This is a genomic window from Novosphingobium sp. MD-1, assembly GCF_001014975.1.
Taxonomy (GTDB): Bacteria; Pseudomonadota; Alphaproteobacteria; order Sphingomonadales; family Sphingomonadaceae; genus Novosphingobium.
Window position 1 is genome coordinate 100,698 of record NZ_BBXA01000028.1, and the last position, 20,913, is coordinate 121,610.

At 66.7% G+C, this 20,913-nt stretch carries 17 protein-coding genes; 13 read left to right on the forward strand and 4 right to left on the reverse strand.

Annotated features, from left to right (window positions below; genetic code table 11):
* Positions 1-10: 10 nt before the first annotated feature.
* Complete coding sequence (ispH, locus tag NMD1_RS11425) at positions 11-1,006, reverse strand: 4-hydroxy-3-methylbut-2-enyl diphosphate reductase (protein WP_125954840.1); 996 nt, start codon at positions 1,004-1,006, stop codon at positions 11-13.
* Between the two features lie 156 nt (positions 1,007-1,162).
* Here ispH and NMD1_RS11430 point away from each other — a divergent pair, with 156 nt between their 5' ends.
* The 10 genes from NMD1_RS11430 (at position 1,163) to NMD1_RS11475 (ending at position 12,142) form a co-directional block, all read left to right on the forward strand.
* Positions 1,163-1,855, forward strand: coding sequence for a hypothetical protein (locus NMD1_RS11430; RefSeq protein WP_125954841.1), 693 nt, complete (start codon positions 1,163-1,165; stop codon positions 1,853-1,855).
* 128 nt (positions 1,856-1,983) lie between these two features.
* A complete protein-coding gene (gene argS, locus NMD1_RS11435; protein ID WP_125954842.1) occupies positions 1,984-3,732 on the forward strand; it encodes an arginine--tRNA ligase in 1,749 nt (582 codons plus the stop codon).
* 18 nt (positions 3,733-3,750) lie between these two features.
* Positions 3,751-4,533, forward strand: coding sequence for an SPOR domain-containing protein (locus tag NMD1_RS11440; RefSeq protein ID WP_233497555.1), 783 nt, complete (start codon positions 3,751-3,753; stop codon positions 4,531-4,533).
* 69 nt (positions 4,534-4,602) lie between these two features.
* Positions 4,603-5,631: a beta-N-acetylhexosaminidase gene (nagZ, locus tag NMD1_RS11445; RefSeq protein WP_125954843.1), complete on the forward strand. Its 1,029-nt coding sequence runs from the start codon at positions 4,603-4,605 to the stop codon at positions 5,629-5,631.
* Positions 5,631-6,449, forward strand: coding sequence for a ScpA family protein (locus NMD1_RS11450; RefSeq protein ID WP_125954844.1), 819 nt, complete (start codon positions 5,631-5,633; stop codon positions 6,447-6,449). The genes nagZ and NMD1_RS11450 overlap by 1 nt, the downstream gene beginning before the upstream one ends.
* Positions 6,449-7,123 (forward strand): SMC-Scp complex subunit ScpB, encoded by a 675-nt coding sequence (gene scpB, locus NMD1_RS11455; RefSeq protein WP_124807871.1) that lies wholly within the window; start codon positions 6,449-6,451, stop codon positions 7,121-7,123. Before NMD1_RS11450 ends, scpB begins: the two co-directional genes overlap by 1 nt.
* A 72-nt stretch (positions 7,124-7,195) precedes the next feature.
* On the forward strand, positions 7,196-7,450 hold the full coding sequence (locus NMD1_RS11460) for a twin-arginine translocase TatA/TatE family subunit (protein ID WP_125954845.1): 255 nt from the start codon (positions 7,196-7,198) through the stop codon (positions 7,448-7,450).
* A 31-nt stretch (positions 7,451-7,481) separates the two neighbouring features.
* Complete coding sequence (gene tatB, locus NMD1_RS11465) at positions 7,482-7,883, forward strand: Sec-independent protein translocase protein TatB (protein WP_125954846.1); 402 nt, start codon at positions 7,482-7,484, stop codon at positions 7,881-7,883.
* Positions 7,880-8,689 (forward strand): twin-arginine translocase subunit TatC, encoded by an 810-nt coding sequence (gene tatC, locus NMD1_RS11470; RefSeq protein ID WP_124807720.1) that lies wholly within the window; start codon positions 7,880-7,882, stop codon positions 8,687-8,689. Before tatB ends, tatC begins: the two co-directional genes overlap by 4 nt.
* A 108-nt stretch (positions 8,690-8,797) precedes the next feature.
* A complete protein-coding gene (locus NMD1_RS11475) occupies positions 8,798-12,142 on the forward strand; it encodes a PAS domain-containing hybrid sensor histidine kinase/response regulator (RefSeq protein ID WP_125954847.1) in 3,345 nt (1,114 codons plus the stop codon).
* Here the strand turns inward: NMD1_RS11475 and NMD1_RS11480 are convergent.
* Both NMD1_RS11480 and acs read right to left on the reverse strand, forming a co-directional pair.
* Positions 12,116-12,736: a response regulator transcription factor gene (locus NMD1_RS11480; RefSeq protein WP_194921452.1), complete on the reverse strand. Its 621-nt coding sequence runs from the start codon at positions 12,734-12,736 to the stop codon at positions 12,116-12,118. The genes NMD1_RS11475 and NMD1_RS11480 overlap by 27 nt on opposite strands.
* A complete protein-coding gene (gene acs, locus NMD1_RS11485; RefSeq protein WP_125954849.1) occupies positions 12,733-14,685 on the reverse strand; it encodes an acetate--CoA ligase in 1,953 nt (650 codons plus the stop codon). The genes NMD1_RS11480 and acs overlap by 4 nt, the downstream gene beginning before the upstream one ends.
* A 177-nt stretch (positions 14,686-14,862) precedes the next feature.
* Between acs and NMD1_RS11490 the strand changes: the two genes are divergently transcribed.
* From NMD1_RS11490 to NMD1_RS11500, 3 genes are all read left to right on the forward strand, one after another.
* On the forward strand, positions 14,863-16,365 hold the full coding sequence (locus NMD1_RS11490; protein WP_125954850.1) for a DcaP family trimeric outer membrane transporter: 1,503 nt from the start codon (positions 14,863-14,865) through the stop codon (positions 16,363-16,365).
* 98 nt (positions 16,366-16,463) lie between these two features.
* Positions 16,464-18,227 (forward strand): MFS transporter, encoded by a 1,764-nt coding sequence (locus NMD1_RS11495; protein ID WP_125954851.1) that lies wholly within the window; start codon positions 16,464-16,466, stop codon positions 18,225-18,227.
* Positions 18,228-18,309: 82 nt separating this feature from the next.
* A complete protein-coding gene (locus NMD1_RS11500) occupies positions 18,310-20,193 on the forward strand; it encodes an AMP-binding protein (protein ID WP_125954852.1) in 1,884 nt (627 codons plus the stop codon).
* Positions 20,194-20,230: 37 nt separating this feature from the next.
* On the opposite strand, the gene NMD1_RS11505 is transcribed toward NMD1_RS11500, so the two are convergent.
* Entirely contained in the window at positions 20,231-20,869 is a 639-nt protein-coding gene (locus tag NMD1_RS11505) for a TetR/AcrR family transcriptional regulator (RefSeq protein WP_124807713.1), read from the reverse strand.
* Between the last annotated feature and the right edge of the window lie 44 nt (positions 20,870-20,913).

The window sequence follows — 20,913 nt, forward strand, 5'->3', positions numbered from 1 at the left end:
CCCGGCTTTCTCAGTTGGTAAGCTGGCGGGGCAGCTTGAACACCATGTTCTCCTCGTCGCGCACTTTCACCGTTTCCTCGGTGACGGTGCGCCACGTGGCGAGCAGGTCCACCACTTCGCGCACGAGGATTTCCGGGGCGGAAGCGCCGGCGGTAAGGCCCAGCGTGGTCACGCCCTCCAGCCAGGCCGGATCGATTTCCGCCGCGCGCTGGATCAGGAAGGCGCGTGTACCCTGCCGCTCGGCCACTTCGGCCAGGCGCAGCGAATTGGAACTGTTGGGCGCACCGATCACCAGAATCAGGTCGCAGGCGTCCGCGATCGCCTTGACCGCCGCCTGACGGTTTGACGTGGCATAGCAGATGTCTTCGGCGCGGGGGCCGACGATGCGCGGAAAGCGCGTGCGCAGCGCGGTCACGATCTCGGCCGTATCGTCCACCGAAAGCGTCGTCTGGGTCAGGAACGATAGCGGCAGTTCGTCCGGGAACTCCAGCCGCGCCACGTCCTCCACCGTTTCGACCAGCGTGATCGCGCCGTCCGGCACCTGGCCCATCGTGCCGATCACTTCCGGATGGCCGTGGTGGCCGATGAACAGGATGTGACGGCCCGCCTCGACCTGCCGTTCCGCCTGCCGGTGGACCTTGCTCACCAGTGGGCAGGTGGCGTCGAGCCAGTCCAGCCCGCGCGAATTGGCTTCCGCCGGAATCACCTTGGGCACGCCATGCGCCGAGAACACGACCGACGCGCCATCGGGCACTTCGTCCAGCTCTTCCACGAAGATCGCGCCCTTGGACTTCAGCCCGTCCACAACGAAGCGGTTGTGAACGATCTCGTGCCGGACATAGACCGGCGCGCCATAGAGCGTGATCGCGCGCTCGACGATCTCGATCGCGCGGTCCACCCCGGCGCAAAAGCCGCGCGGCGCCGCGATCAGGAGCTTCAGCGGGGCCTTGGCTTCGGCCGCGTGGCCGGTGGCCGTCTCGGCCTGGTCTGGAAAGGTGGCGTTCATTGGGCGGGCATTAGCAGCGGCATCACGTTCCGGAAACCTCTCAAAGTCCGAGCATTGCCGAAAGGTTCGGGCGTGGCTAGAGGAATTGCGCTGCCCCGTGGATCATCTTGTCGGTTCGCGCGGACGCGGCATCGTCTTTTAAGGATTTCTGCGCTCATGACCGCCATCTTCCGCCGTGTTTCGAAGTCCGGTGTCGCCATCGGTTCGGCGATCGGCGCCGCCTTGCTGGCGGGCACGCTCTCCGGCTGCGTCAAGAGCAAGGGCGAACTGGTCGTTGATGACAGCGTGGGCGTGACCGCGCTGCGCGATCCTTGCCCGCGCGTGGCGATTCCCGAATATGCCGGTGACGTGACGTTGTTCTCCGATCCCAAGCGGACCGATTCGGGTGCGCTCGACGTGACCGCCTCGATCACCAACCTGCGCAGCACCTGCGATCAGGGGCAGGGTGGGGACAAGCTCTACACCATCGCCACGTTTGACGTGCTGGCGCGCCGTGCCGACACGCGCGGCGCGCGCCATGTCGAACTGCCCTACTTCTCGACCGTGATGCGCGGCGGCAACGTCGTCATTGCCAAGCGCGTAGGCACGGTAAGCATCGATTTCGCCGACGGACAGGATCGCGCCACAGGCCATGCCAAGGCGGCGTCCTACGTCGATCGCGCGCAGGCGACACTGCCGGAAGAGATTCGCAACCGCCTCAGCCGCAAGCGGCGCGCGGGCGATGCCGATGCCGCGATCGATCCGCTGGCGCAGCCCGACGTGCGCGCCGCGATCGCGCGCGCCACGTTCGAGCTGCTCGTCGGCTTCCAGCTGACCGACCAGCAGCTGACGTTCAACGCCACGCGATGACGCTCGTTGCGGGTCCGGCGGCGATTGCCGGGCTTGCAAAACCGCCGCGCCGCCGCAAAGGGGGCGCTGGATGATGATCGCCTCCGTTCCTGCGGGGGCGATCGCCCGTTTTTCGTGAGCCTTTTCCGATGTCCGATGTTCAAGCCAATCTTCACGCCGCCTTTGCCCGGGTGATCGACGCCGCGCTCGATGCGCTGGAAGCTGCCGGCACGCTGCCTGCTGGCCTGCCGCGCGGCGCGGTGACCTGCGAGCCGCCGCGCGATCCCGCGCACGGTGATCTGGCGACCAACGCGGCGATGGTGCTGGCCAAGCCCGCCGGCACCAACCCGCGCGCGCTGGCGGCCGCGCTGGTGGCGGAGCTGGAAAAGGAGCCGCGCGTGACCTCGGCCGAAATCGCCGGGCCGGGCTTCATCAACCTGCGCCTGACCGACGGCGCCTGGCTGGACGAGCTGCGGTTGATCGCGGTGGCGGGCGCCGGCTATGGCCGCTCGACGCTGGGCGGCGGCAAGGTCGTCAACGTCGAATACGTCTCCGCCAATCCTACCGGGCCGATGCACATGGGCCATTGCCGTGGCGCGGTGGTGGGCGATGCGCTGGCCAGCCTGCTCGAAGTCGCCGGCCACAAGGTCATCAAGGAATACTACGTCAACGATGCCGGCGGGCAGGTCGATGTCCTCGCCCGCTCGGCGCATGTCCGCTATCGTGAAGCGCTGGGCGAGGCCGTGGGCGAGATCCCGGAAGGGCTCTATCCGGGCGATTATCTGGTGCCCGTGGGCAAGGCACTGGCCGAGGAATTCGGCGATCGCTACGCCGCCGCCCCCGAGTCCGAATGGCTTGCGCCGTTCCGGCAGAAGGCGGTCGCGGCCATGCTGGTGATGATCAAGGACGATCTTGCCCTGCTCGGCATCCATCACGACCTGTTCTCGTCGGAGGCGGAGCTGCAGGCGGCCGGCAAGCCCGAAGCCGCCGAAGCCTGGCTGCGCGCGCACGATCTGGTCTATGACGGGCATCTCGAAGCACCCAAGGGCAAGACGCCGGAAGACTGGGAGCCGGTGGAACTGCCGCTGTTCCGTTCGACGAAGTTCGGCGACGATCAGGACCGGCCGATCAAGAAGTCCGACGGGACCTGGACCTATTTCGGCGCGGACCTCGCCTACCATTTCCAGAAGGCGGAAAAGGCCGATGCGCTGGTCGATATCTGGGGTGCGGACCATGCCGGCACGGTCAAGCGGATCAAGGCCGCCGTCGCCGCGCTGACCGGCGCGGAAGGCAAGCCGATCCCGTTCGAGGTGAAGCTGGTGCAGATGGTCCAGCTGCTGCGCGATGGCCAGCCGGTGAAGATGTCGAAGCGGGCGGGCACGTTCGTCACGCTGGCCGACGTGGTGCGCGAAGTGGGCAAGGACGTGGTCCGTTTCACCATGCTGACGCGCAAGCCCGATGCGCAGATGGACTTCGACTTCGCCCGCGTGGTGGAAGCGTCGAAGGACAATCCGGTGTTCTATGTGCAGTATTGCCACGCCCGGATCAGCTCGACGCTGCGCAAGGGCGCGGCCGAGGGCTTTGCACCCTCCGCTGCCGATCTTGCGGGGCTGGGGCCGGAGGAGTTGGCGCTGGTGAAGCTGGCCGCGCAGTTCCCGCGTCTGGTGGAAGCGGCGGCGGTCGCGCGTGAGCCGCACCGGGTGGCGTTCTTCCTCTACGATCTGGCGGCAGCGTTCCACTCCTACTGGAACCTGGGCAACGATCGACCCGAAAAACGGTTCATAGTGGCACAGGATGCCGCGTTGACGGCGGCTCGGCTTTTCCTCGCGGCGCAAATCGGGCAGGTTGTGCGCAACGGCCTTGCCATCCTTGGGGTGGAAGCGGCCGAGGAACTGTGAAGGGTCAGCGACGTGAACATGGTGGACGGGGAGCAGGACGGGCAGCACGAACAGCGCGCCGGGGGTGAACATTCCCCCGCGTCGATGCCGTTCGACGCGACGGAGGAAGCGGCCGAGAGCGCGGCTGGCGCGCGTCTGGCGCTGGGCGACGAACAGCGGCTGCCGTGGCTTGAGGGCGCGGATGACGTGGAATTCGATGACGAGGAGCCGGGCAACGGCCGCTTCATCGGTTTCGCGGTTCTCGGGCTGATACTGCTCGCGGCGATTCTCGGCGGGGTCTATTGGGCCACGCACCGGGGCGGCCCGGCTGCCAATGCCGATGGCAGCCTGATCGAAGCCAGCCGCGAGCCTTACAAGATCGCGCCCAAGGAGCCGGGTGGCAAGACGTTCCAGGGCACCGGCGATTCCAGCTTCAAGGTGAGCGAGGGCGAAAAGCCGGCGGCGAACCTTGCCGGCGGAGCGGTCCCGGCGGCTGCGGCGTCGGCATCGGGTTCCGCCACTGCGCCGGCCGCTGCCGGTGCCAATGCGCCCAAGCCCGGCGCGGCCCCGACCGCACCGGCTGCGGGGGGCGTGGGCGTGCAGATCGGCGCGTTTTCCAGCAGCTCCTCGGCCGAGGCCGCGTGGAGCAAGCTTTCCGGCCAGCACGAGGCGCTGAAGGGCCTCAATCACCGCGTGGTCGAAGGCAAGGCGGATATCGGTACGGTCTATCGCCTGCAGGCGCTGGCGGGCGATGCCGGGGCGGCCAACGCGCTGTGCGGCCGGCTGCAGGCGGGCGGCCTCAAGTGCCAGGTGAAGCGCTGAGCCGGTTTTTCCCCGCCATTCCGGCAGCGAAGCCTTGCGGAATGGCGGGTTTTGGCCGAATCCTGCCGCATGGTTCCGGCGATCTTCGGCCTTTCGGGCCTGACTCTCACCGATAACGAGCGCGCTTTCTTCCGCGATGCCGATCCGGCCGGCTACGTGCTGTTCGGCCGCAACGTGGCCGATCGCGCGCAACTGCGGGCACTGACCGACGATTTGCGCGCGCTGCACGGGCGCGACCGCACGCTGATCTGCATCGATCAGGAAGGCGGCCGCGTGGCGCGGATAAAGCCGCCGGTATGGCCGCCCTATCCGCCGGGCGAACGGTTCGACCGGCTGTGGGACGTGGCGCCGGCGACCGCGATCGAGGCGGTCCGCGCCAATGCCGAGGCGCTGGGGCTCGATCTGGCCGAAGCGGGGATCAGCGTCGATCTGCTGCCGCTGCTCGATGTGCGCCAACCCGGCGCGCACGATGTGATCGGCGATCGCGCCTATGGCTCGGAGCCGCTGCGCGTGGCGGCGCTTGGCCGCGCGGCGCTGGACGGGCTGGCGCGCGCGGGCCTGGCCGGGGTGATCAAGCACATGCCGGGGCATGGCCGCGCCACGGCGGATAGCCACAAGGAAATGCCCACGGTCGATGCTTCGGCCGAGGAACTCGACATCGATCTGGAGCCGTTCCGCACGCTGGCCGGGGCGGCGATCGGGATGACCGCGCACGTCCGCTACACCGCGTGGGATGCGGAAAACCCGGCTACGCAATCGCCGTTCGTGATCGGCGAAGTGATCCGCAAGCGCATCGGGTTCGATGGCCTGCTGATGACCGACGATCTCGATATGGAAGCGCTGGCGGGCAGCGTGCCCGAACGCGCCGCCCGGGCCATTGCCGCCGGGTGCGATCTGGTGCTCAACTGCTGGGCGAAGATGGACGACATGGTCGGTATCGCCAGCGCCACCCCGACGATCAGCGCGGTCGCGCAGGAACGGCTGGCCCGTGCGCTGCGGGACACGACCGATTTCGCTTCTCCTGCGCGAATGGAGCGCCACGCGGCGCTTGTCGCCCGGCGTGACGAATTGCTCGCGCTGGCGGAGGCGCACGCCTGATGGATCAGGCCGCCGCCCCGCCTGCCTCGCTGTTCGATGGCGATGCGGTGTGGAACGGCGTGGCCTCGGCGGCGACCGAGGACGCTTCGCTCTATCTGGAGCTCGACGGCTGGGAAGGGCCGCTCGATTTGCTGCTGGACCTTGCCCGCCGGCAGAAGGTGGATCTCCGGCGGATTTCGATCCTCGAACTGGTAGACCAGTACCTCGGCTATATCGAGCGGGCCGAGGCGTTGAAGCTGGAACTGGCGGCGGACTACCTGGTGATGGCGGCCTGGCTCGCTTACCTCAAGTCGCTGTTGTTGCTGCCGGACGATCCGGAAATCCAGCCTTCGCCCGAGGAACTGGCGCTGCGCCTGCAATTGCGCCTGCAACGGCTGGGCGCGATGCGGGAAGCTGGGGCGCGGCTGATGGCGCGGGACCGGCTGGGGCGCGACGTGTTTGCGCGCGGTGCGCCGGAAGGGCTGCATGTCGATCAGGGGCGACGCTGGGAGTGTGACCTGTTCATGCTGATGCAGGCCTATGGTCAGGTGAAGGCGCGCACCGCGCCCGTGGTCCACATGGTGCGCGAACGCCCGGTGATGACGCTGGAATCCGCGCTCACCCGCGTGGCGACAATGCTGGGCGTGACCGTGGACTGGATGGACTTGCGCGCGTTCCTGCCGTCGCGGTGCGATCCCGCCTGGACCGATCCGCAATTGCGCCGTTCCGCGCTGGCCTCCAGCTTCGTCGCGGCGCTGGAACTGGCCAAGCAGGGGAGAGCCGAGATCGCGCAGGACGAAATGTTCGGGCCGCTGATGCTGCGGGCGGCGCAATCATGATGGAAGAACTGCCGGAGGATCGGGCGGACAGCCTGATCCATGCCCGCGGAGGATCGCCCGACGATCTCGTTCGCGCCGTGGAAGCGGCCCTGTTCGCATCCGGCGAGCCGCTGACGCCCCAGCAACTGTCCGCCCATCTCGGCGGCGCGCGGGTTGATGGCGCGCTGGAGCAGCTTGTCGCGCACTATGCCGGGCGCGGGATTGAACTCGTCGAGCGCGGCGGCTGCTGGCATTTCCAGACGGCGGCCGATCTGGCCCACCTGCTGCGAACGGAGCGCGAGGATGTGCGCCGTCTGTCGCGGGCCGCGACCGAGGCCTTGGCGATCATCGCCTATCACGAACCGGTCAGCCGCGCCGAGATCGAGGCGATCCGGGGCGTGCAGACATCGCGCGGCACGCTGGACGTGCTGCTGGAAGCGGGCTGGATTCGCGTCGCCGGCCGGCGCGAGGTGCCGGGGCGGCCCACGATCTATGCCACGACGCCCGGTTTCCTTGCGCACTTCGGGCTGGAATCGCGCCGGGACCTGCCGGGGATCGACGAATTGCGCGCCGCCGGCCTGCTTGACCCGGTGGACGATGTTTTCGCGGCCTTGACCGGGCATGATGACGAGGATCAGGCTGATGCCGAACCGGCCTTTTCCGACGTCGAAGACGAATCTTTGCGGCCTGATTGACTCTTTACGGCTTGGATTGACTGGCGATTCCGCACGAGATGTCCTATCTGGAGCGGAGAAGGAGATTTTACGATGGGTAGCCTGTCCCTACCGCACCTGATTATCCTCGCGCTGGTCGTTCTCGTGCTTTTCGGGCGTGGTCGCATTTCCGAAATGATGGGCGATTTCGGCAAGGGTATCAAAAGCTTCAAGCAGGGTATGACGGAAGAGACCGATCGTCCGGTAACCGCGCCGCCGCCGCAGCTTCAGCAGTCGACGCCGCCGGCGCCGTCCGCACAGACCACTGCCGCTCCGGCGGAGCAGCACGGACCCTCGGGCAACGCCTGACACAGCCCGGATACCGGACCCGATCTGAACCATGTTCGACGTAGCGCCGTCAGAGCTGCTGCTGGTGGCCATTGTCGCCATCGTGGTGATCGGCCCCAAGGACTTGCCGCTCGCCCTGCGCACGGCAGGCCGCTGGATGGGCAAGATCCGCCGCGTCTCCAACCATTTTCGCGCGGGGATCGAAACCATGATCCGCGAGGCGGAAATGGAGGAAATGGAGCGCAAGTGGCGCGAACAGAACGCCGCGATCATGGCGCAGGATGCGACGCAGGACGGGGGGAAGGCCGCCGAAGGGCAGACGCCTGATGCCGCTGCCGATCAGGTCGCGGCGCCGGCCGTCATGCCCGAAGTCGCGGCGCACGCGCCGACGCCGCCGGTCGAACCCGCGCCAGCTGCTCCCGCATCTCAAACCGACGCACCCCGACTGCTATGATTCGCGATATCGACGAAACGCAGGCGCCCTTGCTGGACCACCTGCTGGAACTGCGCACGCGGCTGTTGCGCTGCGTCTATGCGCTGGCGGTCACGTTCGCGATCTGCTTCTATTTCGCGGACGATATCTTCGCGCTGCTGGCGCGTCCGCTGATGGAAGCGTTTCCGCCGGGGCAGGGCAAGCTGATCTACACCAAGCTCTACGAAGCGTTCTTCGTGGAACTGAAGGTTTCCCTGTTTGCCGCGTTCCTGCTGAGCTTTCCGATCATTGCCAACCAGCTCTGGGCCTTCGTGGCTCCGGGGCTCTATGCGCGGGAAAAGAAGGCGTTCCTGCCGTTCCTGATCGCCACGCCGATCCTGTTCACCGCCGGCGCCAGCCTGGCCTACTTCATCGTCATGCCCACGGCCTTCAAATGGTTCCTCGGCTTTCAGGGCGACAAGGGCGGGCTGCATCTGGAGGCGCTGCCGGGCACGGGCGATTACCTGAACCTCGTCATGCAGTTCATCCTGGCGTTCGGCATCAGCTTCCTGTTGCCGGTGCTGCTGATGCTGCTGAACCGCGCCGGCATCGTCACGCGCGCGCAACTGGTGGCGGCGCGGCGCTACGTGATCGTCGGGATCACCGCACTGGCTGCCGTGATTACGCCGCCCGATGTTGTTTCGCAGCTGATGCTCGCCATTCCGCTGCTGTTCCTGTTCGAAGGCACGCTGGTGGTGATGCGCTTTGCCGAGAAGTCCGATGCGGTAGAAAAGGCGAAGCAGGAAGCCGCAGCCGCCGCGGGCGAACCGACTCGGCTTCTTCCCTGATTCCCTGATCGATTTCTCCAGCCCCTCTGCGTCATTTGAGCGTGGCATCGCTTGCCATGTGTCCGTCTGTTGCTAAGGACGCGGGAGTAGCTCGAAAGGCCACCAGGGATGAGCCTGACGTTGGCGGCGCTCTATGCGCTTGCACTGATTGGTATCCTGTTCGTCGTTGCCGCCCTGGTCGAAGCGCGCGCGGAAGCGGCGCGCAGCCGGCCGGCGCTGCGCCATGTCGCCTACACGCTGGCGCTGGGCGTCTATTGTTCGAGCTGGACGTTCTATGGCGCGGTCGGCAGCGCGGTGCGCGAAGGGTGGAACTACCTGCCGATCTACCTCGCGCCGTCGCTGCTGCTGATTTTCGCCCCGGCCCTGCTGCGGCGGCTGGCCGAAGCGGTGCACGAGGAAAAGGCCACCACCATTTCGGATTTCATCGCCGCCCGCTTCGGGCACGATCCCGGAATGGCGCGGCTGGTCACGCTGATCGCGCTGGTGGGCATCATTCCCTACGTCGCGCTGCAATTGCGCTCGATCGGCAGTGCCATAGCGGTCGTTTCGGGCAGCGACGTCGCGGTACCGGTGATGGTTGCCGCGTCGGTCGTGCTTGCCGCTTTCGCGATCCTGTTCGGCGCGCGGCGGTATGAAGTCGCCGGGCGAAGCGAGGGCATGTTGTTCTCGATCGCGCTGGAATCGATCATCAAGCTGGTGGCGCTGATCGTGGTGAGCGCGATCGCCGTCTATGTCATCGCGCAGGCGCCGCCGGAGCGGTTCGCTATCGGATTGCGCGAAACGGCGGCGCGTTTCGCTCCCTCGCATCTCTCGTTCGAATTCGTGGTGATCGGCATGATTTCCGCGATGGCGATCGTGGTACTGCCGCGCCAGTTCTTCATGGGCCTGGCCGAAGCGCAGCAGCCCGATGATCTGCCGCGCGCGCGGTGGGGCGTGGCGGCCTATGTCGGTGGCATGGCGGTGCTGGTCCTGCCGATCGCCCTTGCGGGGCTTGTGGCCTTGCCGCCCGCCGCCGCGCCCGACCTGTTTGTGCTGGCGCTGCCCGATGCCGCAGGGCTGCACTGGCTGACATCCATCGCGCTGCTCGGCGGGATCAGTTCGGCCAGCGCCATGGTCATCGTGGACGCCACCGCATTGGCGACGATGGTCTCGAACGACCTGATCTTCCCCGCCGTTCTGCGCAGCGAGACCGACGATGCCGCCGGCGCTCTGGGGCGGCGGATGATGGTGGTGCGGCGCTCGGCGATCGTCGGCATCGTCGCGCTGGCGCTGGTCTGGGCGCTGATGCTGTCGCCGCGCAGCTCGCTCGCCTCGATCGGGCTGGTCGCTTTTGCGGCGATGGCGCAGTTTACCCCGCATTTCGTGCTGGGGATTTTCGGCAAGGATCGCGATCCGGTTGCCGGGCGCGCCAGCCTGGCCGCCGGCTTCGCGCTGTGGCTGTGGACGCTGGCCATGCCGCAGGTCCTGCCCGAAGCGTGGATGACCGCGTTGGCCGGAACGTTGGCCGATCCCTTGCGCCTGCTCGGCATTGGCCATGCCAGCCCGCTGGTGCATGGCGTGCTGTGGAGCATGGCGGCCAACCTGATCGTGCTTGTTGCCGGGACGGCGGGGCGCGATCCGGGAAGCCGCCTCCCGATCATGTTGCGTGGCGCGCGGCCGGTACGCAACATCGGCGAACTGGCCGATCTGGTCGGTCGCTTCACGGGCGAGGAACGGGCGGAAGAGGAGTTTCCGGTCTACCGGCGGGCGCTGCCGGTCGATCGGCTGACGGCCCGACGGGCGCAGGACCTCATCGCCGGGGTGGTCGGAGTCTCGTCGGCGCGCACGCTCGTCGCCTCCGCGCTGGCCGGCGCGCAGATGAGCATCGAGGACGTGGCGCGGCTGCTTGACGAGGGCGGCCAGTCGCTCCGCTTCTCGCGCACGCTGCTGGCGGCCACGTTCGAGAACCTGCATTCGGGCATCAGCGTCATCGATGCGGACCTCAATCTGGTGGCGTGGAACACGCAATACATCGAACTGTTCAACTACCCGCCGGGGCTGGTGCGCGTGGGCGTCCCCATCGCCGACCTGATCCGCTTCAACGTCGAGCGCGGCCATTTCGCGGGGACGCCGGACGAGGAAGTGGAGAAGCGGTTGGCGCATCTGCGCGCACGCCGGACGTTCACGTCGGAGCGCGTGCGGCCCGACGGGCGCGTCATCCGGTCCACCGGTGGTCCGATGCCGGGCGGCGGCTATGTTACCGCCTTTGCCGATACCACCGAGGAAGCTCGCGTGCGGGGGGAACTGCGGCGCACGTTGGAACAACTGGAAAGCCGCGTCGCCGAACGCACGCGGGAATTGTCCGAAGCCAATCGCCTGCTGGCCGAATCGACGCGCGAGAAGACGCGCTTCCTTGCCGCGGCCAGCCACGATCTGCTGCAGCCGCTTCATGCGGCGCGGCTGTTCGCTTCCGCTCTTGATCGCAGCGTGGAAGGCGGCGCGAAAATCATGGTCGCGCGGGTGGAGCGCTCGATCGTGGCGGCAGAAGACCTGCTGCGCGCGCTGCTCGATATCAGCAAGCTCGATGCTGGCGGCATCCAGCCCAGTCCCGAGGTGATTCCGCTGGCGCGCCTGCTGCGCGACATCGCCGAAGGCATTCGCCCGATGGCGGAGGAAAAGGAACTGCGGCTGACGGTGGGGCCGGTGTTCGGCGCAGTGGAAACCGACCCCGGCCTCCTGCGCTCCGTTCTTCAGAACCTGCTGTCGAACGCCGTGCGCTATACCGAGCAGGGCGGTATTCTCGTCGGCGTCCGCCGGCGCGGCACCACGCTGCGGATTGACGTGGTCGATACGGGTGTGGGCATTCCCGAAGACCAGCAGAAGGCGGTGTTTTCCGAATTTACCCGCCTGGGGGCGGTGGAGGCCGAAGGCCTTGGCCTTGGCCTTGCCATCGTGGAACGGATCGCCAGGCTGCTCGGCGTTCGCCTGGAGCTTGCGTCAACGCCGGGCAAAGGCAGCCGGTTCAGCGTGATCCTGCCCGCCGTCGCGATGCCCGACGAGGACGCAGATGCGCACACGCCTTTCAGCGCCGGCCGGCCGGTCCGCGCGCTGACGGTGCTGGTGGTGGATAACGATCCCGTCATCATCGAAGCTTCGGAAGCCTTGCTGGGCGGCAGCGGTCATACCGTGCTGGGCGCCGCGACCATGGCCGAGGCGCTGGCGCTGGTGGGGCGCGCGGATGTCGCGCTGCTCGATTTCCACCTCGATGGCGGGGAGGACGGCATTGCCCTGGCCGATCTGATCCACAAGGATCGCCCGGCCATGCCGATGGCGATGGTCACGGCCGAAAGCGGCGCGCAACTGCGCCGCCGCGCGCGCCGGCGCGGTATTCCGCTGTTCGTGAAGCCGATCGATCCGTCCGCGCTGGAAGCCTTCCTCGCGCGGGTCTCAATGCGCGAGGTCGAGCCCCAGTGACCGCGCGACCAGCGCGGCCTGCGTGCGGTTGCGCACGTCCAGCTTGCGCATGATCGCGGTCATGTGCGCCTTGACAGTGGCTTCGCTCATACCAAGGTCGTGGGCGATCTGCTTGTTGAGTTTGCCTTCCAGCACCGCGAGCAGCACCTTGAGTTGAGTCGGCGTCAGGCCCGCCACCTCGCGGCGAACCTGATCGACAGGCTCGGCCTGCGGGTGAATCTCCTCGGGCCGTCCCAGCGCCTTCCGGATGGCATCCTCAATCACGGTCAGATCGGCATCCTTGCGCAGGAAGCCCACCGCGCCGAATGCGCGCGCCTCCTGCGCGGCGTTGGCGCCCTCGGCGCTCGACACCACCAGGATCGGCACATCGGGCTTTTCGGCGTGGAGCAGGGCGATCCCGGAATAGCCCACCGCGCCCGGCATCTTCAGATCCAGCGTGATAAGGCGCAAGTCGGGCGCGTCGGCCGTCGCCTTCGCGGCGGCGGCCAGCGTGCCTGCTTCCAGGATTTTCGCTTCGGGCGCGACGTGGGCAACCGCGACCGTCAGGGCCTGACGGAACAGCGGGTGATCGTCGGCGATCAGGATCGTACTTATACGGCCTCCGCCAATTTCGGTCGATTGGCCAGAAGATGGTCCACGACCGAAGGATCGGCAAGGGTAGACGTATCGCCAAGGTTACTTACGTCGTTTTCTGCGATCTTGCGGAGGATTCGCCGCATGATCTTGCCGCTCCGCGTCTTGGGCAGGCCGGGAGCGAACTGGATCACGTCCGGCGTGGCGATCGGGCCGATCTCGTGCCGCACCCACTGGATCAGCTCCTTGCGCAGCGCCTCGTCAGGTTCGATCTCGGCATTGCAGGTGACGTAGGCGTAGATGCCCTGACCCTTGATCTCGTGCGGCATCCCCACCACGGCGGCTTCGGCCACCTTGGGATGAGCGACCAGCGCGCTTTCGATCTCGGCCGTGCCCATGCGGTGGCCGGACACGTTGATCACGTCGTCGATGCGGCCGGTGATCCAGAAGTACCCGTCCTCGTCGCGGCGGGCGCCGTCACCGGTGAAATAGAGGCCCTTGAACGTGGTGAAATAGGTCTGGAAGAAGCGTTCGTGATCGCCCCACACGGTGCGCATCTGGCCAGGCCACGAATCGGTCACGACCAGGCAGCCGTCGGTCGCGCCGTCCAGGAACGTGCCGTCGTTGTCGACCAGCGCAGGCTTCACGCCGAATATCGGGCGCGTGGCGGAACCCGGCTTCAGCGCCGTGGCGCCGGGCAGGGGCGTGATCATCGCGCCGCCGGTTTCGGTCTGCCACCAGGTGTCGACGATCGGGCAGCGGCCTTCGCCCACCACCTTGTGATACCATTCCCAGGCTTCGGGATTGATCGGCTCGCCCACCGAACCCAGCAGGCGCAGCGTCTTGCGGCTGGTCTTCTTCACCCATTCGTCGCCTTCGCGCATCAGCGCGCGCAACGCGGTGGGGGCGCCATAGAAGATCTCGACGCCGAACTTGTCCACCACCTGCCAGAAGCGGCTGGCATCGGGGAAGTTGGGCACGCCTTCGAACATCACCGTGGTCGCGCCATTGGCCAGCGGGCCATAGACCACATACGAATGGCCCGTGACCCAGCCGATGTCCGCCGCGCACCAGTAGATCTGGCCGGGCCGGTAGTCGAACACGTACTGGTGCGTCAGCGATGCCCAGACCGAATAGCCGCCGGTGGTGTGCAGCACGCCCTTGGGCTTGCCGGTGGAGCCGGAGGTGTAGAGGATGAACAGCGGGTCTTCCGCGCTCATTTCCTCGGGCGCGCATTCGGCGGCTTGCGTGGCGACGGCGGTCGCCCAGTCGACATCGCGGCCTTCGACCATGGCCACGGCGGCGCCGGTGCGGCGGAGCATGATCACGGTATCGACATCGGGGCACTGCTTGAGCGCTTCATCGACATTGGCCTTGAGCGGCACCTTCTTGCCGCCACGCAGCCCTTCGTCGGAGGTGAGCACGATGCGGCTGTCGCAGTCGATGATGCGGCCGGCGAGCGCGTCGGGCGAAAAGCCCGCGAACACGATCGAATGGATAGCGCCAATGCGCGCGCAGGCCAGCATGGCCACGGCGGCTTCGGGCACCATCGGCAGGTAGATCGTCACCCGCTCGCCCTTCTTCACGCCCTTGGCGCGCAGGAGGTTGGCGAAGCGGCAGACGTCCTCGTGAAGCTGGCGATAGGTGATGCGGCGTTCCGCATCCTCGGGGCTGTCCGGCTCCCACAGGATGGCGATGGTATCGCCGCGTTCGGCCAGGTGCCGGTCCAGGCAGTTGGCGGACAGGTTCAGCGTGCCGTCGGCGAACCACTTGATGCCGAAATCGGCCTCGTGAAAGCTGGTTTCCTTGACGCGGGTGAACGGCTTGATCCAGTCGATCCGCTGCGCTTCCTCGCGCCAGAACGCGTCGGGCTCCTCGACGGAGCGGCGGTACATTTCTTGATAGCGCGCATCGTCGATCAGCGCGTTGGCCGACCATTCCGACGGAACGGGGTAGATGGCCTCACCCATACTCAGGCTCTCCTCACATAATTCGTTGCCGCAACCCTACCGCACGGGGCCGGAGCGGCGCGCCTAGACAATGGTCGTAGATATAAGACCAAGCTCCGGCTGGTTACCAGTTCCGGTTCAAGGAAAAACCTATCCGCAGTGCCTCGCCAGATGGGCACCGGGAGAGGGATTGTCCGAATGAGCATCAAGATCAGGGGGTCTGTTTGGCTGCTTGCAGCAACCGCGCTGGCGGTGCCCGGCATGGTCCAGGCACGTCCGACCAGCCGTGAAGCCGCACTCGAAGCGCGCCTGCAACGGCTCGAAGCCGAAATGACGCAGCTGCGTGCCGATCTCAAGAGCGCGCGCGACGAGCAGGCGGTCCATGCCGATCAGGCTATCGCGGTGCGGCAGACCGCCGAACAGGCGCAGGCCCAGGCGCTGGTCGCGACCCGCACGGCGGAAGCCGCCGCCACGAAAAGCGACGAGGCGACGGCCAAGGCCACCGCGCTGGCGGACGCCGCGCCGAAGCAGGGCTTCCGTTCGGGCAATTCCAACGTCGTCCTCTCGGGTTACATCAAGCTGCTGGCTAGCAGCGCGCGCTACAGCGGCGGCGATGATCCCAGCAATTCGCTGGGGCGCGACCTCTACCTGCCGCAGTCGATCCCGGTGTTCAACCCGGCCAGCCCGACCTCGCCGACGCGCGTGACCGATTTCACCGCCAAGCAGACCCGGTTCTGGGTGGATGCCAACACCAAGCTCGGCAGCCACGCGCTGAAGGCCTATATCGAGTTCGACTTCCAGGCCGCGCCGGGCACGCCGCAGGCGCTGGGGCAGGGCACGCAGCGGACGACCAACGCCTATGACCTCGCCATGCGGCGCGCGTTCGTGCAGTTCGATCGGTGGATGTTCGGGCAGGAATTCACCAACTTCTCGAACCCGGCCGTCTATCCCGAAAGCACCGACTATGTCGGCGGCGTCGATGGCCTGATCTTCGTGCGCCAGCCGATGGTCCGCTACAGCCTGCCGCTCGACAAGGGGCTGACGTTGCACCTGGCGGCGGAGAATCCTGAAACAGCTTCGGCCACGGCGGGCGCCGCCGCGCTGATCGAGAATGGCGAGGACCACGCGCCCGATTTCACCGCACGGCTGGAATATGCGGGCAAGTTCGGGTTCCTCGACGTTGCCGCGCTGGGCCGCCAGCTGCGCGTGGACAACGCGCGGACTGGCTTGGCCCACATCAGCGATTCGCGCGTGGGCTGGGGCATCAGCACCACCGGCAAGATATTCCTCAACGAAAAGCACACCAGCGACATCCGCTTCCAGGCGACCTATGGCGAAGGGATTGGCCGCTACCTGGGCCTGAACTTCAGCCCGGATACGGTGCTGCAGGCCAATGGCCAGCTCGGCAGCGTGCGCAACCTGGCCCTGTTCGGCTCGGGCCGCTTCGCGCTGAACGATCAATGGCGGGTGAACCTGATCGGCAGCTTCCAGCGCGTGAGCTACGCCAGCTATCTCAACCGCACCACGGCGGGCATCGCCATGTACAACCGCCAGGCGTGGAGCATCGCCGGCAACGTATTCTATTCGCCGGTCAAGAATGTCGACCTTGGTGTCGAATACCGCCATGGTGACCGGCGTCTGGTCAACGATCTGAACGGCCACGTCGATCGCCTGGATTTCGCCGCGAAGTATAGTTTCTAGAAGAAGTACCTAAAAATCATAACGATGCACGCGGCTCTTCGGGTCGGACAGCCGTAAAATAGACGTTCAGATCCTGTCTGGGACTGGGAGAGGCAATCATGGACTATCAGGAAATACCGGCGGATGCCGTCGGACTGCCAAAGCATCATCAGGCGACACACAGCGAAAAGCTGATCATCACGGCATCGTCGCTGGGCACGGTGTTCGAATGGTACGATTTCTACCTCTATGGTCTGCTGACCTCGATCATCGCGGCCAAGTTCCTGACCGGGCTGAACCCGACCACGTCGTTCATCATGGCGCTGCTGGTCTTTGCGGCGGGCTTCATCGTCCGCCCGTTCGGCGCGCTGGTCTTCGGCAAGATCGGCGATACCTTCGGCCGGCGCTATACCTTCATCATCACGCTGGTGGTGATGGGGCTTTCCACCTTCCTGGTCGGCTGCCTTCCCACCTACGAGACGGTCGGCGTCGCCGCGCCGATCATGCTGGTCGTCCTGCGCATGTTCCAGGGTCTGGCGCTGGGTGGCGAATACGGCGGCGCGGCGACCTACGTTGCCGAACATGCGCCCAATAACAAGCGCGGGCTCTATACCAGCTGGATCCAGATCACTGCCACGGCGGGCCTGGCCATGGCGCTGCTGATCGTGATCACGGTGCGTTCGCCCGTGACCGGCCTGGGCGAGGATGCGTTCAAGGCCTGGGGCTGGCGCGTTCCCTACCTGCTGTCGGGCCTGTTCCTGGTGGTGGGCCTGTGGCTGCGCCTGAAGCTGCATGAATCGCCGGTGTTCCAGAAGATGAAGTCGGAAGGCACCGCCTCCAAGGCGCCGCTGACCGAAGCGTTCGGCGAATGGAAGAACCTGAAAGTCGTACTCATCGCCTTCTTCGGCGCGATCGCCGGGCAGGCCGTGATCTGGTACACCGGTCAGCTCTACGCCATGTATTTCCTGGAAAAGATGCTCAAGGTGGATGGCATCCAGGCCAACACCCTGACGATCATCGCGCTGGCGATGGCCACGCCGTTCTTCCTGTTCTTCGGCTGGCTTTCGGACAAGGTCGGTCGCAAGCCGATCATCCTCGGCGGCGCGGCGCTGGCGGCGGTCACGCTGTTCCCCGTGTTCCATGCCTTGACCGACGCGGCCAACCCCGCGCTGGCGAAGGCCCAGGCCACGGCGCCGGTGAAAGTGACGGCGTTCCCCGGCGAATGCTCGTCGCAGTTCGATCCGGTGGGCGGCAACAAGTTCGACACCACCAGCTGCGATATCGTCAAGAACGCGCTCGCCAAGGCGGCGGTGAACTATGAGAACGTCGCCGCACCGGCTGGTGCCATCGCGTCGGTGACCATCGGCGGGGAAACGATCCTGGCGCCCGATCCGTCCACGGTTTCCGGCGACGACCGGAAGAAGGCGATCGCCGCCTTCACCGCCAGGGTCGCGGGTGCGCCTGAAGTGAAGGCGAAGCCGGCGGAGGGCGACAAGCCCGCGGTCGAAGCCAAGCCCGCCGTGGTGGGCGAGCTGGAGAAGGTCGGCTATCCGGCCAAGGCCGATCCGGCGCAGATGAACAAGCCGCTCGTCGTCGCGCTGCTGTTCTACCTCGTGCTGCTGGTGACGATGGTCTACGGCCCGATCGCGGCCATGCTGGTGGAACTGTTCCCCAGCCGCATCCGCTACACCTCGATGTCGCTGCCCTATCACATCGGCAACGGCTGGCTGGGCGGACTGCTGCCGGCGATCGGTTTCGCGATGGTCGCGGCCAACGGCGATATCTACCACGGCTTCTGGTACCCGGTTGTGGTCGCGGCGGCCACCGTGGTGATCGGGCTGTTCTTCCTGCCCGAAACCTTCCGCCGGAACATCGACCAATGACCAATGGCGCCGCGCCTTGTGTTCGATCAAGGTGCGGCGCCGAACCCCTTGGTACGGGGACGGGGACAGGAGAGGTTCGACGATGAGCGAAGCCTACAGCCGCGCATGGCGCGACAGTATCGAGCAGCCGGAACGGTTCTGGTCCGAAGCGGCCAAGGCGCTGGAGTGGACCTCCGCGCCTTCGCGCGTGTGGGACGAAGATGGCGGCTGGTTTCCCGACGGTACGCTCAACACTGCGCACAATTGTCTGGACCGGCATATCGCGGCGGGGCGGGGCGAAGCCGCCGCGCTGATCTATGACAGCCCGGTCACCGACACGATCCGGCAATACAGCTACGCCGAACTGCTCGAGGAAACCGGTCGCGTCGCCGCGATGCTGGCCTCGCTGGGCGTCGCCCGGGGGGACCGGGTGGTGCTCTACATGCCGATGATCCCCGAAACGGTGTTCGCCATGCTGGCCTGCGCGCGGCTGGGTGCGATCCATTCGGTGGTGTTCGGCGGCTTCGCGGCGCTCGAACTGGCCAAGCGCATCGACGACGCCACGCCCAAGGCGCTGCTGACCGCCTCGTGCGGGATCGAAGGCGCGCGCGTCGTTGCCTACAAGCCGATGGTGGACGAGGCGCTGGCACTGGCGCAGCATCGGATCGAGCATGTCGTGCTGCTTCAGCGGGATCGGCTTGAAGGCACGCTGCACGCGCCGCGCGATCTCGACTGGCAAGTCTTGCGCGCCGCGACGGTGGCCGATCCCGTGCCCGCGCCGGTGCCGGTCGCGGCCGCCGATCCGCTCTATATCCTCTACACCTCCGGCACCACGGGCACGCCCAAGGGCGTGGTGCGCGAAAACGGCGGCCATGCCGTCGCGCTCGCCTGGTCGATGGCCAATATCTATGACATCGGCGCGGGCGACGTGTTCTGGGCCGCGTCCGATGTGGGCTGGGTCGTCGGCCACAGCTACATCGTCTATGCGCCGCTGCTGGTGGGGGCGACGACGGTGCTGTTCGAGGGCAAGCCCGTGGGCACGCCCGATCCCGGCACGTTCTGGCGTACCATTGCGCGCCACGGCGTGAAGACCTTCTTCACCGCGCCCACCGCGATCCGCGCCATCCGCAAGGAAGACCCCGACGGCCGGTTCATCGACGAGATCGGTACCGGGCGGTGCCAGGCGATCTTCCTCGCGGGCGAGCGGGCCGATCCGGAAACGATCGCCTGGGCGGAAGGCTGCACGGCGCTGCCCGTGATCGACCACTGGTGGCAGACCGAACTCGGCTGGCCGGCGATCGCCTCGTGCTTCGCGCTGGGCGATCTGCGCCGCAAGCGCGGCAGCGCCGGATTTCCCGTGCCGGGTTATGATTTCACGATCCTGTCGGAAGACGGCCATCCCATGCCCGCCGGTGAAAGCGGCGCGGTCGCGATCCGCGCGCCCCTGCCGCCCGGGGCCTTCCGCACGCTGTGGAACAACAAGGCCGGTTACGAGAAGAACTTCCTGGCCTTCCCCGGCTTCTACGAGACGGGCGATGCCGGATACATCGACGCCGAAGGCTTCGTGCACATCATGGGGCGCACGGACGACATCATCAACGTCGCCGGGCACCGCCTGTCCACCGGCCAGATGGAGCAGATCGTCGCCGGGGTCGACGGCGTGGCCGAATGCGCGGTGATCGGCGCGGACGATGCCATCAAGGGCATGATCCCCGTGGCGTTCGTGGTGCCGCGTGCGGGTGCTGAGGGCGACGACACGATGCGCGACCGGGTGATCCGGGCGGTGCGCGCGGAACTGGGGGCGGTCGCCGCGCTCAAGACCGCGTTCGTGGTGCAGCAACTGCCCAAGACCCGTTCGGGCAAAATCCTGCGCAACCTGTTGCGCAAGATCGTCAATGGCGAGGATTTCACCACCCCGCCGACGATCGAGGACCCCGCGGTGCCCGATGCACTGAAGGCCGCGGTCGGCGGGCACGCGCTGGTCTGAACCTTTCGCCCGGCCGCATCGGCGCGATGCGGCCGGGTCAGGGCCTCGGTCCGAAAGCGGCCATGAAGATGTCGGTGACGTTGCGCGCTTCGGTTTCGACAGCCGCCGGCTCAGGGGGTGGCGCGCCCCACAGGATGCGCCGGTGCATCCCGCCAAGGCACAGCGAGGTCAACGCGTCGGCCGCCAGCTGCGGATCGGCCTGGCGCAATTGTCCGCTGGCCATTCCATCCGCCATGAAATCCCGTAGCATCGCCAGCGTGGGGCCGGGCGCGCGTTCGAAGAACAGCTGACCCAGCTCCGGATTGCGTCCGCTTTCCGCCACGATCAGCCGGTGCAGGCGCAACGGTTCGGGCAGGGTCAGCTTTGCCATGAAGCTGCGCGTGAATTGCAGAACGGCCGAAGGCATGTCCTTAGACGGGCGCAACAGGTCGGCGAACTGCTGGCGATAGGCGGCGGTGGCCTCATCCAGCACTGCCGCGAACAGGTCTTCCTTGTTGGGAAAATAGCTCCACAGCGTGGCCTTGGAGCCGCCCAGTTCGGCGGCGATCGCGGACATCGAGGTGGCGGCATAGCCGTTGTCGAGGAACTGGCGCTTGGCCACTTCGACAATGGCTTCGCGCCTGTCGATCTTGCGCGCCTCGCGCTTTCCGGGAGCTTTCTTTGCTGACTGCGGCATGACCGTACTATACGGTACAGTTTTATGTTGACAAGACCCCGTGC